Annotated in this window: 12 protein-coding genes, 1 pseudogene and 1 riboswitch; of the genes and pseudogenes, 1 reads left to right on the forward strand and 12 read right to left on the reverse strand. The window is 45.2% G+C overall.

Annotation, left to right across the window (positions count from 1 at the left end; translation table 11 throughout):
- A pseudogene (locus tag CALPO_RS13040) lies at window positions 1-740 on the forward strand (IS3 family transposase); the annotation flags it as partial.
- 48 nt (window positions 741-788) lie between these two features.
- On the opposite strand, the gene CALPO_RS0101890 reads toward CALPO_RS13040, so the two are convergent.
- The 12 genes from CALPO_RS0101890 to argC form a co-directional block, all read right to left on the reverse strand.
- Window positions 789-1,220: an ACT domain-containing protein gene (locus CALPO_RS0101890; protein ID WP_026485812.1), complete on the reverse strand. Its 432-nt coding sequence runs from the start codon at window positions 1,218-1,220 to the stop codon at window positions 789-791.
- A gap of 12 nt (window positions 1,221-1,232) precedes the next feature.
- Window positions 1,233-2,531 (reverse strand): phenylacetate--CoA ligase family protein, encoded by a 1,299-nt coding sequence (locus tag CALPO_RS0101895; protein ID WP_026485813.1) that lies wholly within the window; start codon window positions 2,529-2,531, stop codon window positions 1,233-1,235.
- A gap of 5 nt (window positions 2,532-2,536) precedes the next feature.
- Window positions 2,537-3,112, reverse strand: a complete 576-nt coding sequence (locus CALPO_RS0101900; RefSeq protein WP_026485814.1) for an indolepyruvate oxidoreductase subunit beta — start codon at window positions 3,110-3,112, stop codon at window positions 2,537-2,539.
- On the reverse strand, window positions 3,109-4,848 hold the full coding sequence (gene iorA / locus CALPO_RS0101905) for an indolepyruvate ferredoxin oxidoreductase subunit alpha (RefSeq protein WP_026485815.1): 1,740 nt from the start codon (window positions 4,846-4,848) through the stop codon (window positions 3,109-3,111). Before iorA ends, CALPO_RS0101900 begins: the two co-directional genes overlap by 4 nt.
- On the reverse strand, window positions 4,845-6,146 hold the full coding sequence (locus CALPO_RS0101910) for a phenylacetate--CoA ligase family protein (RefSeq protein WP_026485816.1): 1,302 nt from the start codon (window positions 6,144-6,146) through the stop codon (window positions 4,845-4,847). Before CALPO_RS0101910 ends, iorA begins: the two co-directional genes overlap by 4 nt.
- A gap of 115 nt (window positions 6,147-6,261) precedes the next feature.
- Window positions 6,262-7,341, reverse strand: coding sequence for a 3-dehydroquinate synthase (gene aroB, locus CALPO_RS0101915; RefSeq protein WP_218915132.1), 1,080 nt, complete (start codon window positions 7,339-7,341; stop codon window positions 6,262-6,264).
- 1 nt (window position 7,342) lies between these two features.
- Window positions 7,343-10,579, reverse strand: coding sequence for a carbamoyl-phosphate synthase (glutamine-hydrolyzing) large subunit (gene carB / locus CALPO_RS0101920; RefSeq protein WP_026485818.1), 3,237 nt, complete (start codon window positions 10,577-10,579; stop codon window positions 7,343-7,345).
- Between the two features lie 12 nt (window positions 10,580-10,591).
- Entirely contained in the window at window positions 10,592-11,647 is a 1,056-nt protein-coding gene (gene carA / locus CALPO_RS0101925) for a glutamine-hydrolyzing carbamoyl-phosphate synthase small subunit (RefSeq protein WP_026485819.1), read from the reverse strand.
- 2 nt (window positions 11,648-11,649) lie between these two features.
- On the reverse strand, window positions 11,650-12,837 hold the full coding sequence (locus tag CALPO_RS0101930; protein ID WP_026485820.1) for an acetylornithine transaminase: 1,188 nt from the start codon (window positions 12,835-12,837) through the stop codon (window positions 11,650-11,652).
- An 11-nt stretch (window positions 12,838-12,848) separates the two neighbouring features.
- On the reverse strand, window positions 12,849-13,733 hold the full coding sequence (gene argB, locus CALPO_RS0101935) for an acetylglutamate kinase (RefSeq protein ID WP_051585778.1): 885 nt from the start codon (window positions 13,731-13,733) through the stop codon (window positions 12,849-12,851).
- Entirely contained in the window at window positions 13,730-14,947 is a 1,218-nt protein-coding gene (gene argJ, locus CALPO_RS0101940; protein ID WP_026485822.1) for a bifunctional ornithine acetyltransferase/N-acetylglutamate synthase, read from the reverse strand. The genes argB and argJ overlap by 4 nt, the downstream gene beginning before the upstream one ends.
- A 32-nt stretch (window positions 14,948-14,979) precedes the next feature.
- Window positions 14,980-16,017: an N-acetyl-gamma-glutamyl-phosphate reductase gene (argC, locus tag CALPO_RS0101945; protein ID WP_026485823.1), complete on the reverse strand. Its 1,038-nt coding sequence runs from the start codon at window positions 16,015-16,017 to the stop codon at window positions 14,980-14,982.
- Window positions 16,018-16,308: 291 nt separating this feature from the next.
- Window positions 16,309-16,415, forward strand: a riboswitch (SAM riboswitch).
- Window positions 16,416-16,423 lie beyond the last annotated feature (8 nt).

Here is a 16,423-nt window from a genome sequence, read left to right on the forward strand (position 1 = left end):
GCCAGATAAATATGTCGAAATCAAGGAATTAATACAAACTATCTATCATGAGAATAAAGGCAGATATGGGTACAGAAGAATTACATTGGAATTACCAAACCGTGGATACTGTATTAATCATAAAACAGTACTAAAACTCATGAATGAATGCGGAATTAAATGTCAAGTAAGAATCCGTAAATACCGTTCCTACAAAGGTGAAATTGGGAAAGTTGCTCCGAATTTACTACAGCGTGACTTTAAAGCAGAAAAGCCAAATCAGAAATGGGTTACCGATGTAACGGAGTTTTCGCTGTTTGGTGCTAAACTTTATCTTTCACCTATACTTGATTTATATAATGGAGAGATTATAAGCTATAATATTTCAGATAGACCAACATTTTACCAAACCATGGATATGTTGGATAAAGCCTTTGCTAAAATTCCTGATGGCACAAACCTTATTTTGCACTCAGACCAAGGTTGGCAGTATCAGATGAAACAATACCAGTACAGACTACGAAAGAAAGACATAATTCAGTATGTCCAGGAAGGGCAATTGTCTTGATAATTCTGTTATGGAAAATTTCTTTGGTTTATTAAAATCAGAACTGTTATACTTACAGGAATTTGACTCTATTGACCATTTTAAGAAAGAATTAGAGGAATACATAGACTATTACAATAATAAGAGGATTAAGTGTAAACTAAAAGGACTGAGCCCGGTTCAATACCGGATTCAGTCCCAAGGAGTAGCTTAATTAAACTGTCTAACATTTGGGGTTCAGTTCATTATCATCAACTCTCTTTTATAGTCCATACACCTCTTCATCTGTAAGCACCCTCAGATCGGTTTTCTTCAACAATTCTACGACCTTTTCAGGCTGCTCCACTTTTAAAAGCACAAAGGCTTTATCTGCTGTCCTCTTAACAAAAGAATAAGCGTATTCTATACTTACCTTTTGCTCCTCCAGCACTTTCAATACATCCGCAAGTCCCCCTGGTCTGTCCTCCACTTCCACAGCCAGGACCTCGGTGGTTTTGACGGTAAAGCCATTATCCCTAATAATCTTCACAGCCCTATCGGGGTCATTTACTATAATCCTCAGTATGCCGAAGTTAGTGGTATCAGCTAAAGACAGCGCGCTTATATCTATGCCATTGTCCCCTAGTAATTTTGTAATATCAGCAAGCCTGCCAGGTTTATTTTCTAGAAATACAGACACCTGTTTAACCAGCATATTATCACCTCATCATATTTTACGCCTGTCTATTACCCTTCTGGCTTTTCCTTCAGACCTTTCAATGGTCTTAGGCTCCACCAGTTTTACAGACACGTTTATCCCTACAGTGCAATAGATTTCATGGGCTATTTTCTTTCTCAAATCCTCCAGCCCTTTTACCTCATCAGAGAAAAATCTATCGGATACTTCAACCCACACCTCCAATTGGTCCAGGTTATCCACCCTATCTACTACCAGCATGTAATGGGGCTCCACCTCTCCTACGTTTAAAAGAGCCGTTTCGATTTGAGATGGAAATACATTCACACCCCTTATTATCAGCATATCATCGCTCCTGCCCAATATCTTATCTATCCTGGCGTGGGTTCTCCCACATGGACACTTCTCGCTATTTAAGGCCGTTATATCCCTGGTCCTGTACCTTATGACAGGTAAAGCCTCTTTAGCGATTGACGTTATGACCAATTCCCCTTTTTGTCCTTCAGGTAGCACCTCTCCTGTAACAGGGTCTATTACCTCGGCTATAAAACAATCTTCGTAGATGTGCAACCCGTTTTTACACTGGCACTCCATGGCCACGCCTGGGCCTATCAATTCGCTCATACCGTATATATCCAGAGCTATAATGTGCAACTTTTGCTCTATTTCCTTCCTCATGTTTTCACTCCAGGGCTCAGCGCCGAATATACCGGCTTTCAGCTTGAGATCTTCCGGTTTAATTCCCTCCTCTTCCATAGTTTCAGCCAGATAAAGGGCGTAAGAAGGAGTACATGCGAGGATAGTGGTGCCAAAGTCCTTCATAAACATTATCTGTCTCCTGGTATTGCCACCTGACATAGGGACTACAACAGCCCCCACTTTTTCAGCGCCGTAGTGCAGCCCCAAACCCCCTGTAAAAAGGCCGTAACCATAGGATACCTGCACAATAGAATCTCTTCCACCACCGGCGCTTACGATGGCCCTGGCTACCAGCTCTGACCACGTATCTATATCCTTTCTGGTATAACCTACTACCGTGGGCTTGCCTGTGGTGCCCGATGAAGCGTGTATCCTCACCACCTCGCTTAAAGGCACCGCAAACATCCCAAAAGGATAAGTCTGCCTTAAATCGTCTTTTGTGGTAAAGGGGAGCAGTTTTATATCCTCAAGGGCATTTATATCCTCTGGGGTCAATCCCGCTTTTTGCATCTTCTCCCTGTAATAAGGCACGTTATGGTATACCCGCTTCACAGTATCCTTCAGCCTTTTTAGCTGAAGCTCTTTTAACAGTTCTCTGTCCATACATTCAACTGTCTTGTTCCAATACATTTTACCTACTCCTCATATCCCATATTAAAGGCTTTCACATTTAAATCTACCGTCTTTGGCGGCACACAATTCTTTAGCGCTTCAAGCCATACGCTTTTGGGCACCTGCGATCTTTTCGCCAACACCCCTATCAAAACCGTATTCACGGCCTTGGCACTTCCGCACTTCTGGGCCAATGACAATGCGTCCACCTGTATACAGTTAATACCGCGCTCTTTAAAAGAGTGAAATATATTATCAGGATAACGGGCAAATCCAAGGACTACAGGAGCTGGAAGGATCTTCTGGGTATTGACGATGGCCATGCCTTCTGGCTTCAGGTATTCTATCCACCTCATCGCTTCCAGTTGTTCAAATCCCAGTATTATGTCAGCCTGACCTCTTTCGATAAGAGGAGAAAGCACTTTATCACCGTACCTAACGTAGGTAACTACGCTACCACCTCTCTGGGACATGCCGTGGACCTCGGATACTTTTACATCATAGCCCATAATCTGGGCCATTTTCCCTATTATACGGCTGGCTAAAAGCGTACCCTGGCCTCCTACCCCCACTATCAATATACTCTCTACCTTGCTCATACATCATCACCAGCTTCCAAAATAGACTGCGCAGGGCATATATCAGCGCAAAAGCCACAACCGTTGCACAGCGCGGCATCAATTCTATAAAAACCCTGTTCCTTTTTTATAGCAGGGCATCCTATACCCAGGCACATCTCACACTCTATGCATATATTCTCATCAATAAAAAACGGCTGGTACGTACGCTTTTTATCCAACAATATACAGGGTTTCCTGCTTATTATAACAGAAGGTTCATCGCTACACACAGCCTTTCTAACGGCCTCTTCTACCTCATGAACCCTATAGGGATCTACAACCGCCACGTCGTTTACGCCTATAGCCTTTATCAGAGCTTCCAGATCCAGTTTATACGCAGGATCCTTTCTTATGGTAAAACCTGTAGCCGGATGATCCTGATGCCCTGTCATACCTGTGGTGGAGTTATCCAGTATAATCACCGTAGAGGCGCCCTTGTTGTACACAATATCTATTAGACCTGTTATGCCAGAGTGTATAAAAGTAGAATCACCTATCACAGCCACCACTTTTCTGGAAAAATCCCGGCCTAAAGCTTTTTCCATGCCGTGAGCCATGCCGATGCTGGCACCCATACACACGCACGTATCCATGGCGTTTAACGGCGGCAGCGCTCCCAGGGTATAACAGCCTATATCCCCTGTCACCACCAGTTTCAGTTTATTTAACACATAATAAACACCGCGATGAGGGCATCCAGGGCACAAAGCCGGTGGCCTTGCAGGTATTCCCTCATCAGCCTTAAAATACTGACGGCTATACGAACCTCTTATGGCTTTTTCTATAATCTCTGCGCTCAACTCGTACATCGGCGGGAATAGCTCTTTGCCCACTACCCTTATGCCCAATGCCTTTATTTCCGTTTCTAAAAATGCATCCAGTTCTTCTACCACGTATAAGTTTTTAACCCTGCCAGCGAACTCCCTTATCATTTTCTCAGGCAGGGGATACACCATGCCCAGCTTTAAAACCGACGCTTCAGGCACAGCTTCTTTCACGTAATGGTAGGAAATACCGCTGGTTATTATACCAGTTGTCAAATCATTCCACTCTATCCTGTTTACGCTTGACGCCTCGGCAAATTCTTTTAACTTTTTTATGCGCTCTAATACCAGTGGGCGGCGCTTTTTGGCCATAGCCGGCATCATAACGTACTTATCCATATCCTTTTTATAAGGCCTTATATGCTCTTCCCTGCATCCCAGCTCTACAAGACCTCGGGAATGGGCTGTCCTCGTAGTCATCCTGACAAAAACAGGGGTATCGTATTGTTCACTTAACTCAAAGGCCAGCTTTGTAAAGTCCTTCGCCTCCTGGCTATCCGATGGCTCCAGCATGGGCACAAACGACGCCCTGGCGTAGTTGCGGCTATCCTGCTCATTTTGCGAGCTGTGAAGCCCCGGGTCGTCAGCTACCAGGATTACCAACCCGCCATTTACCCCCGTGTACGAAACGGTGAAAAGGGGATCAGCCGCTACATTTAAACCCACGTGTTTCATTGACACAATAGCCCTTGCACCGGCAACAGATGCACCTATAGCCACTTCCAAAGCCACCTTTTCATTAGGCGACCACTCGCAATAAACCTCTTTGTACCTGGCGATGCTCTCTGTTACCTCTGTGCTAGGGGTGCCCGGATAAGCTGTGGCGACTTTCACCCCAGCTTCAAACGCCCCTCTGGCAACAGCTTCATTTCCCAGCAATAATTCTTTCAACGATCATCACCCCTCAGATCTATAACCCTTTTTGCCTTTCCTTCAAACCTCTTGAGAGTCCTAGGCTCTACCAGATTCACCTTTGCCTCTACCAGCAATGCCACCTTTAACCTGTGCCTTATGCTCTCCCTCAACATCTCCAGCTCCCTATACCTTTCCAGCAAAGATGGGTCCAATACTTCTACGTCTATCTCCAGCTCATCCATATAGCCATTCTTCCTCACGATGATCTGGTAATGGGGTCCTACTTCTGGTATGTTGAGTAAAACCTCTTCAATCTGAGACGGAAAGACGTTGACCCCACGGATTATGAGCATATCGTCAGTCCTGCCCCTAACCTTAGACATCCTGGCCATCGTTCGCCCGCACGCACATGGCTTAGGGCTTATGCTCGTAACATCCCTGGTCCTATAGCGAAGCACAGGCAATGCCTCCTTGGTAAGTGGGGTTATTACCAGCTCGCCGGTACACCCGTAGGGCAATGGCTCGCCGCTTTCGGGATCGATTATCTCGGCTATAAAATGGTCTTCTGCTATATGCATGCCGTCTTTGTAAACGCATTCTCCAGAAACCCCTGGACCCATGACCTCGCTTAAACCATAGTTTTCCGTGGCCAGGATACCCCACCGTTTTTCAAGCTCAGCCCTCATCTCCTCTGTAGAGCCTTCTGCGCCAAAAAGTCCAAGGCGCACAGGCAGCTCCTTAGGATTTATCCCCATGTTCTCCGCTACCTCCGCCATGTACAGTGCATAAGAAGGGGTGCTCACCAACACCGTTGAGCCAAAATCCCCCATCAGCTTTATCTGCCTTTCGGTGTTTCCGCTGGATACAGGCACCACCGTGGCTCCGATTCGCTCCAACCCATAATGCAAGCCAAAAGCCCCTGTAAAAAGGCCATAGCCAAAGGCTATCTGAGCCACATCTTCATCACTGGCTCCCGCTTCTACAGCTATCCTTGCTACCAGTTCAGCCCAGGTGTTCAGATCGTTTCTGGTATAGCCCACCACCGTAGGTTTACCGGTAGTACCCGAGGAAGCGTGTATCCTCACCACTTCTTTCATAGGAACGGCGAAAAGCCCGTAAGGGTAATTATCCCTGAGATCGTCCTTGGTTGTAAAGGGGAGTTTTACTATATCCTTTACACTTTTTATGTCCGCAGGCTTTATCCTCGCTTCTTCAAACCTTTTCCTGTAAAAAGGAACCCTGTCGTACACATATTTTACCAGCTGCCTCAACCGCTCTGACTGTAAATTCTCAATTTCCGATCTCGACAGCTTTTCATTATCAGACCATATCAAAGCAATGCCCCCTTAAAAGTATATGAGATTATATTATTCTACAAAACCTATAAAAAATCCTTTAAACACAAATTTTAACGTTTATCACATTTTTTTAATAAAAAAATAAAGAGCGTCAGTTGTAAAGAACGCTCTCTATCTCGCAGGGGTTTATCTCTAGTCGGAAAAACTTCCTATTTTCATCCACTAGAGCGAAAACTATTTTGCCGTCATAGGCCTTTTTATCGCTGGTCAGCTTGTTTAGCACATCTTCAAAGGGAAAAGGGTCAAAGACCGTGGGCAAGCCTGCCCTCTCGATTAGACTAACTATGCTGTTAAAAAACCCCTCTGATATCATTCCTCGCCTTAAAGCTATTTTAGAGGCGTACACCATGCCCACAGCCACCGCTTCCCCATGGGTGTACTTTTTATACCCCGTCAACGCTTCAAGGGCATGGCCCAGCGTATGGCCGAAATTCAATACAGCCCTCAGGCCGTGCTCGGTTTCGTCCTGACTCACGACCTGTGCTTTTATCTCGCACGAACGCCTCACAGCGTGCTTAAGGACATCCATATCCAATGAGAGCAATTTCTCCATGTTCAAGTCAAGCCATTTAAAAAACTCATCATCCCATATAATTCCGTATTTTATAACCTCGGCAAGACCCGTCTTTAACTCCCGCTGAGGCAGCGTCCTCAACGCCTTTACATCGATGAACACTGCCCTGGGCTGGTGAAAGGCGCCTACAATGTTTTTGGCTTCCGGGAGGTTTACAGCGACCTTTCCACCTACGCTGCTGTCCACCTGAGCCAGCAACGTCGTAGGTATCTGGATAAAATCTATACCCCTCATATAAGCAGAGGCTACAAACCCCGCTATATCCCCCACCACTCCCCCACCTAAGGCTACAATACATGAGCTCCTGTCCAATCCATAGCTCAACGCGTCCTGCAATAGCTTTTTAGCCATTTCCATAGTCTTGCTCTCTTCCCCTGCAGGGATCACTGAATAGGCCACCATGTACCCAGCTGCTTCCATGGAACGGCGCGCGCTTTCAAGGTAATGTCCTTTTACATTTTCATCGGTTACAATCATGATCTTCCTTGAGCTTACGCGCTTTAACAGCCTGTTGCCCACATCGCCTATATCGCAGAACTCTATTGGGTAACTCTTCGCACCTAGATCCACCACAAGATCCACGTTACCACCCCTCAATTCATGCCTCTTTTCTCGTTCCAATTTTTCTTATATTGTCATATTCATTCATGGAATAATAGCTTACGTCAAGGCCCTTTTGCATCTCCTCCAGGACATAACAGAACGCAGCTGCTGTGTCTAATGAAGTCATGCATGGCACACCGTACTGTAACGCCGCTCTCCTCAGCTTATACCCTGCTGTATGGGCATCTTTTCCTTTTGTAGGTATATTAATGACGAAGTCTATGGCATTGTCTTTGATCATATCGATAACCCTTTTAAGGCCATCTTCTGTTTTTATATCGATGCACTGAGCCACTATTCCGTTTTTCTGTAAAACCTTATGGGTATCTTTTGACGCCAGCACCCTGTAACCCATGGCAACAAGCCTGGGAACAAAATGCAAAGCATCTTTCTTAAAATTATCACAAAGGGAAATAAATACCCTCTTATGAACAGGAAAATCCATCCTAGCCCCTTTAAAAGCCTTGTAAAGGGCAGCCGCAAAATTAATGTCTATGCCTAAAGCCTCTCCTGTGGATTTCATCTCAGGACCCATGACCAGATCAGATCCAGCTAGCTTTTGGTGAGAAAAAACAGGCGCCTTCACAACCCAATAATCCGGTTCTGGCCACAACCCATCAGTATACCCCATCTCTTTCAACGTTTTTCCCAAAGCTACATTTACGGCCACCTTTACCATGGGAATACCGGTGACCTTGCTCAATATAGGAACAGTACGGGATGCCCTAGGGTTCACTTCTATCACAAAGACCCTGCCGCCCTTTAAGACATACTGGATATTTATCAGCCCTTTTACGTGTAACGCTTTGGATATCTTCCTTGTGTAGTCAATTATAAGCTTTTTCTCGTCTATAGTCAAAGTGCGGGGAGGATATACAGCGAAGCTATCTCCTGAATGCACGCCCGCTCTTTCGATATGTTCCATAATACCCGGTATCAACGTACACTCACCGTCGCATACAGCGTCGACCTCTACCTCTTTGCCTTCGATGTACTTGTCTATGAGCACCGGTAAATCCGGAGATACCTTTATGGCATTTTCCACATAGCTTACCAGCTCTTCTTTTCTGCGCACCACGTCCATAGACTGCCCTCCTATAACGTAGGAAGGCCTGACCAGCAGCGGATAACCCAACCTTTCAGCTACATCCAGCGCTTGTTCCACCGTCGTAGCATAATCCCCTTCTGATTGAGGGATATTAAGGCTCTTGAGAAATTTCGCAAATTTCTCCCTGTCCTCTGCAACGTCGATGTACTTCTGCTGCGTACCTAGAATGGCCACGCCGTGCTTAATAAGACCTTTAGCCAGGTTAATGGCGGTTTGGCCACCAAACTGCACCAAAACACCTATAGGCTTTTCTTTGTCCACAATGTTCATAACATCTTCAACGGTCAACGGTTCAAAATACAGCGCATCAGCCGTATCAAAATCAGTGCTCACGGTCTCAGGATTGTTGTTCACAATGATGGCCCTCATACCTGCTTCCTTTAAAGCCCATACAGCGTGAACCGAACAGTAGTCAAATTCTATGCCCTGCCCTATCCTAATAGGACCTGAGCCCAGCACCAGTACACAGGGCCTTTTTTCTTCCACTACGTCGTCTTGCTGTTCATAAGTAGAATAGTAATAAGGCGTAACGGACTCAAACTCCGCCGCACATGTATCCACCGTCTTATAGACAGGGACAATTCCGTACTCTATACGCTTTGCCCTCACATCCTCTTCGCTTACCCCGGCTAATTCTGCAATCATCCTGTCTGAAAAACCCAATTGCTTGCTGGCTTTAAGGACATCCCTTTGATGCCATTTCTCTGCTATGACCCTTTCGTGCTTTACGATGTTTTGTATTTTATCTAAAAACCACATGTCTATGCTGGTGATATCGTGTACCTCTTCCACCGTCCAACCGCGCCTTAAAGCTTCCGCTATATAGAACAGCCTCATGTCATTGGGCTTACGCAGCTTAGAAACTATCTCTTCATCAGACCAACTGTGGCTTTCTTTCACTTTAAGGCCGTACACTTTTATCTCCAGCGACCTTATGGCCTTCTGAAGAGAGGCTTCAAATGTCCTGTCTATGGCCATTACCTCACCGGTCGCCTTCATCTGAGTACCTATAGTTCTGTCAGCGGTATAGAATTTGTCAAAAGGCCAGCGCGGTATTTTGGTAACTACATAATCTAGAGCCGGTTCAAAACACGCAGTGGTCTTACCTGTCACCGGATTCGTGATTTCGTCAAGGGTTAATCCCACGGCTATTTTAGCAGCAACCCTGGCAATGGGATACCCTGTGGCTTTTGACGCCAGAGCACTGGATCTGCTAACCCTTGGGTTTACTTCGATGACGCAATACTCAAAGCTGTGGGGATTTAAAGCAAATTGTATGTTGCACCCGCCTTCTATCTTAAGAGCCCTGATTATTTTCAAGCTGGCAGATCGAAGCATCTGATACTCCACATCAGACAGCGTCTGAGAAGGAGCTACCACGATGCTGTCACCGGTGTGCACGCCTATAGGGTCCAGGTTCTCCATGTTACATATAGTTATGCAGTTATCATTGCTGTCTCTCATGACCTCATATTCTATCTCTTTCCATCCATAAAGGCTTTTCTCGATTAAGACCTCGTGCACCATGCTCAATTTCAAACCGACTGAAACAATCTCCACAAGCCTTTCTTCGTCTTGCGCAATTCCTCCCCCTGTACCCCCCAGTGTATAAGCAGGACGGACTATAAGAGGATATCCTACTTCGTGGCCAAACTCCAGCGCTTCTTCTACGCTGTGTACAATCCTGCCCGGGGCAATGGGCTCATTCAGATCGTTCATGAGTTTATTAAAAAGCTCGCGGTCTTCTGCTCTTTTTATGGATTCTACCGATGTCCCCAGCAGCCTTACGCCAAATTTATCTAAGACGCCAGACTCCTGCAATTCTACAGCAAGGTTTAGCCCTGTTTGACCCCCTAGTGTAGGCAAAATTCCGTCAGGCCTTTCCTTTTCGATGATTCTGGACAGCGTATCCTTGTCAAGAGGCTCAATGTACACCTTATTCGCCATATTCTCGTCAGTCATGATGGTAGCAGGATTGTTGTTGACTAGCACGACCTTTATACCCTCTTCTCTTAAAGCCTTGCAAGCCTGGGTACCGGAGTAGTCAAATTCTGCTGCTTGACCTATGACAATAGGTCCTGATCCTATAACCAATACTTTGTTTATTCCATCTTTAACCGGCAAAATAACATCCCCCTACGTGAGATAATCGATAAACTCCTTGAAAAGATACATTGAATCAGTCGGTCCCGGTGAAGCCTCCGGGTGATATTGCACAGAAAATACCGGCAGGTATTTGTGCCTTATGCCTTCCACTGTATTATCATTTAAATTCACATGGGTAACCTCTATATCACTTCCAACGCTTTTTGCGTCCACTGCATAACCGTGGTTTTGCGATGTGATGTAGACCTTGCCAGACCGTAAATCCTTTACAGGGTGATTGGAACCCCTATGGCCATACTTGAGCTTATAAGTATCAGCACCTAAGGCCAAGGATATAACCTGATGGCCCAGGCAAATACCTAGGATAGGCAATCTCCCTTTTAGCTGGGCAACCAGTTTAATCGCGTCGATGGCGTTTTTGGGATCTCCCGGGCCGTTACTCAAAAACAAGCCATCAGGTCTAGCTTCCATAACCTGCGACGCTGTGGCGTTATAGGGAAAAATCACCATGTCCAGGTCAAAACGGGAAAGACACTTCAATATGTTCTTCTTAACCCCAAGGTCGATCACTGCCATTCGCTTGCCTCTGCCTTCTATACGGTAAGGCTTTTTCACGCTCACATATTGCAACAGATCCACCTTTTCCTCTGAAGACAATTCCTCGATATATCCAGATAAATTCCCTTCCTCGGTAGTTATAAGGCCTTTCATGGTACCGGAAGATCGGATTTTTTTTACCAATGAGCGGGTATCAATCCCTGATATCCCTATCACGCCATGCGCTTTAAGGTAATCTTCTAGGGTCATACTGGAGCGAAAATTAACAGGTCTATGCTCAATTTTTTTAACGACAAACCCTCTGACTTTGGGACTATCAGACTGTGAGTCGTCGCCGTTTACACCGTAATTGCCTATAAGGGGGTATGTCATGACGACGATCTGCCCTGCATAAGAAGGATCTGTCAATATCTCCTGATATCCCGTCATCCCCGTGTTAAAGACGACCTCTCCCTTTGTAACACCGCTGGCCCCAAAGGATTCACCCTGGTATATAGTACCATCTTCCAGCACCAAGAAAGTCTTCATCGTTAAACCTCCATTTCTTTCAACACCTGATCTAATATCTCAACAGCTTTATCCACTTCTGCTTTTGTGATAATAAGAGGGGGCACCATCCTCACGACTTTATGCCCTGCGGATAAAACCAATAAACCCTTTTTCATAGCCCTGTTGACGACTTCTGCTACCTCTTGCATATTGAATTCCACGCCCAGCATCAACCCTCTACCCCTTACTTCATTTATAACAGGGTGGGTCTTATTGAGCTCCAACAGCCTGGATTTCAAATACTCACCTATTTCCCTGGCGTTATCAATCACGCCACCTAAAAGCTCTTTTATGACCGCAACCCCTGCCGCGCAGGCAACAGGGTTGCCCCCAAAAGTAGAGGCGTGATCTCCCGGTTTAAACGCTGAAGCGACTTCATCGGTAGCAATCATCGCCCCCAGAGGTAGTCCTCCCGCAATGGCTTTGGCCAAGGTCATGATGTCAGGTTGAACCCCGTAATGCTGATAGGCAAAGAGCTCACCGGTTCTACCCATCCCACACTGAACTTCATCAAATATCAGCAACAGCCCCTTCTCATCGCACAATTCCCTCACTTTGCGCAAATAACCTTCATCTGCTTCATATATACCCCCTTCTCCCTGAATAGGCTCCATCATTACGGCACATGTGTTTTCGTCAATGGCGTCTTTTAAGGCATCGATATCGTTAAATGGTACGTACTTAAACCCTTCTACCAGGGGCTCAAACCCCTCATGATACTTTGTCTGCCCTGTCGCTGTCAACGAACCCAACGTCCTGCCGTGAAAAGAGTGCTGCATAGTTATAATGCCGTATTTATGTTCACCGTATTTTTTCTTAGAATATTTCCTCGCAAGCTTTATCGCTGCTTCATTGGCCTCTGCGCCGCTATTGCAAAAAAAGACCTTGTCGCCAAAAGAGTTTTCTACCAAAAGCTTAGCCAACTCCACCTGGGGTATGTGCCAGTAGAGATTGGAACAGTGAATCATATTTTCAACCTGTCCCTTGATGGCTGCAACTACAGAAGGATGACAGTGACCCAGGTTGTTGACGGCTATACCTGCCACAAAGTCCAGGTATTCATTGCCCTGCTCATCGTACACCACAGCACCCTTACCCTTTACTAGCACCACAGGATACCTATTGTACGTATTCATTACGTACTCTTTGCCCATCTGGATGTAATCCATTTTAATCCTCCTTACCGCACGACCATCGTCCCTATTCCTCTGTGAGTAAAGATCTCCAAAAGCATAGAATGAGGCATACGGCCGTCAATTATATGGGTTTTCTTTACACCTTTCTCAATGGCGTTTATACAGCATAACACCTTCGGGATCATTCCGCCATCGATGATCCCCTTCTCAATATAGCTCAGCGCAGTTTTTATATCTAAAGAAGATATCAAAGAACCTTTATCCCTGTAGTCTTTGTATATTCCCTCTACATCGGTTAGCATTATAAGCTTTTCGGCGCCAAGGCTTCCAGCTATCTCACCCGCTACAGTATCGGCGTTTATGTTATAGGTCTCGCCGTCCTCACCTATAGCCACAGGCGCTATGACCGGAATATAATCTTCCCTTACAAGCAACTGAATCACTTCTGTGTTGACATCCTTGACATAGCCCACAAATCCCAGATCGCCATTGGACAGATCTTTACCGGCGGTTACCAGCCCGCCGTCTTTGCCGCTTAAACCAATGGCCTTTCCTCCATAACGGTTTATATAAGAGACAATTTCTTTGTTAACTTTACCTGTCAATACCATCTCCACTACTTCCATAGTTTCTCTATCGGTAACCCTCAGGCCATTTACAAACTGTGGCTTTTTGCCTAATTTCCTTAGAACGTCGTTGATCTCCGGACCACCACCGTGTATTATCACCGGATTTATACCGACAAACTTCAAAAGCACTATGTCTTCCATGACCATGTGCTTTAGCCGGTCATCTACCATCGCATTGCCACCGTACTTTATGACAAAGGTCTTTCCCCTGAAATTTTTGATGTAAGGCAGGGCTTCTACCAAGATATTGGCTTTTTCAATAGCCTCCATAATCTTATTCTCCTCCACAACCGCTATCATGTCCTGTAACTCCCGTTTATCTTTACATAATCGTAAGACAGATCGCATCCCCACGCTGTAGCGTGGCCGTACCCTTGCTTTAAATCCACAATCACCTTTATATCCTTCTCTTTCAGTATTTCTCTTGCCTTGTCCTCAGAAAAATCCAATCCCATGCCATTTTGGGCTAATATCAATTCTCCTGCCTTACTGCAAATGTATATGTCCACCAGCTCTGGATTAAAATCTATACCTGAATAACCCACTGCACATATAATCCTTCCCCAATTGGCGTCCTCGCCAAATATTGCCGCTTTCACCAGATTGGATCGAGTTATCGATCTGGCCGCTTTGACAGCGCTGAGCTCATCAGGGGCATTTTTAACCTCCACTTCCATAAACTTAGTGGCGCCTTCCCCATCCCTCGCCATCATCTTAGCCAATTCCACGCACACTGTCTCCAGCCCTCTATAAAACGCATCAAAATCCTCTGTGCCCCATTGAATGGGTCTGTTGCCAGCCAGACCGTTAGCCAATACCACAGCCATATCGTTGGTGCTGGTATCCCCATCCACACTTATCATATTAAAAGACCTGACAGTGGCGCGTCTAAGAGCTTTTTCCAACGCATCTGCCTCAATACTGGCGTCGGTAGTGATGAAGCACAACATCGTGGCCATATTAGGGTGTATCATACCTGAACCTTTTGCCATCCCACCTATCGTCACTTTTTTACCGCTAACATCTATTTTTACAGCCATCTCTTTCTTAAACGTATCCGTGGTCATAATCGCACAAGCCGCATCAACCCCGCCTTCCTTGCTTACATTCCTGCAGCATTGAATAATGCCATCTCTCACCTTTTCCATGGGCATCCTAACGCCTATAACCCCCGTGGACGCGACCACTACATCCTCAGTCCTGCACCCCAGCTCTTTGGCAGTCAACTCCGCCATTTCTTTGGCGTCCTTCATACCCCTCTCACCGGTACAGGCATTGGCATTCCCGCTGTTGGCCACAATAACCTGAGCCCTTTTGTCCCTTAAATTCTCCATCGTTATTTTTAGCGGCGCCGCTTTTACTCTATTTGTAGTAAAAACCCCTGCCGCAACAGCCGGTACCCGAGAGTATACCACTGCCACGTCTTTTTTATATCTCTTAATTCCACAATGAACTCCTGCCGCTAAAAAGCCTTCCGGAGCCGTAACACCGCCTTCGTTGAATATGACATCCATGACTACTCTCCTCTCACCACCAGTTTCGCAGGTCACGGGTAAATCGCCGGAAAATCCAACCCCGTATTTTCCGGTAATCCAAAAAGTGAATTCATATTTTGGATAGCCTGACCTGATGCTCCTTTAACGAGATTATCTATAGCAGATATTATAATAAGCTTACCCGTGTGCTCATCGTATGCCAAACCGATATGGCAGTTGTTTGACCCATAGGTATCCTTTGTACGGGGAAACTGCCCTTCATCCAGTACCTTGACGAAAAATTCTTTGCTGTAAAATTCCCTGTAAGCCTCTCTTACCGTAGATAATGTAACGTCATCTTTTATATCACAATAGATGGTGCTCAAAATTCCTCTTGTCATAGGCACAAGATGAGGTATAAAAGTCACTTTAACATCGTTTCCTGAAAGATAACTTAACTCCTGTTCAATCTCTGGCGTATGCCTGTGATGTGTAACGCCATAGGCCTTTACGCTCTCATTGCATTCTGTGTACAGGTTATTGAGGGTTGGATTATGACCTGCACCAGATACCCCCGATTTAGAATCAATGATTATACCTTCCGCTTTTATAAGCCCGCACCTTAGCCCAGGAGCCAGTCCCAATATCACACTGGTGGGATAGCATCCAGGGTTAGCCACTACGTTGGCCCCTTTCAGCTCTAGCCTGTGTATCTCCGGAAGGCCATATACTCTCTTTATCCGCTGGTCAATAGGAGGAACAGGTCCATACCACTTCTCGTATACAGAAAAGTCATTAAAGCGAAAATCTGCACTTAAATCTATGAGCTTTTTATGCTTTGCTACAACCTCATTGGCCAGTTCATGGGCATGGCCATTGGGCAGCGCCGAGAAAATCACATCGGATTTTTTTATAATGTCTTCTTTATGTAATTCTTCAAATTTCATACCCACATACCCTTTTAAACTGGGATACAGATCGCTGTAGTCTTTATCTTTATAGTTATAAGACGTAACGCTTACGATCTCTACTTCGGGATGCAAAGCCAGTAACCTTATAAGCTCTACCCCTGTATATCCAGAAGCTCCTACGACGCTTGCTTTTATCATATCTACCCCCCTTTCTTTTTTACTTCCTATAAATTGTATAACAATCTCTGTTTCAATACAATAACTTTTGATTTAATATTTATACATAAAATAGACGTCAATACAGGGACAAAGGACATCATTTTCGCATAATTAATAATTATTATGTATAATAATTCATCGTTTATTACATTATACTCGCTAATGAATAAAAATGCAATATTTTTTACCATTAAATTTTGGCTATTGCGTTAATTCAATTTGTATGCTATAATTTCCGTAATTAAAAAATAAAATAATCAGTAAAAAAACCTCTTATCAAGAGTGGCGGAGGGACTGGCCCGATGAAGCCCGGCAACCGGCACGTTGGTGCGACTGGTGCCAATTCCTGCAAAACGATGAGTTTTGAGAGATGAGAGGGGGTACA

Origin of the sequence: Caldanaerobius polysaccharolyticus DSM 13641, assembly GCF_000427425.1 — a bacterium.
Taxonomy (GTDB): Bacteria; Bacillota; Thermoanaerobacteria; order Thermoanaerobacterales; family Caldanaerobiaceae; genus Caldanaerobius; species Caldanaerobius polysaccharolyticus.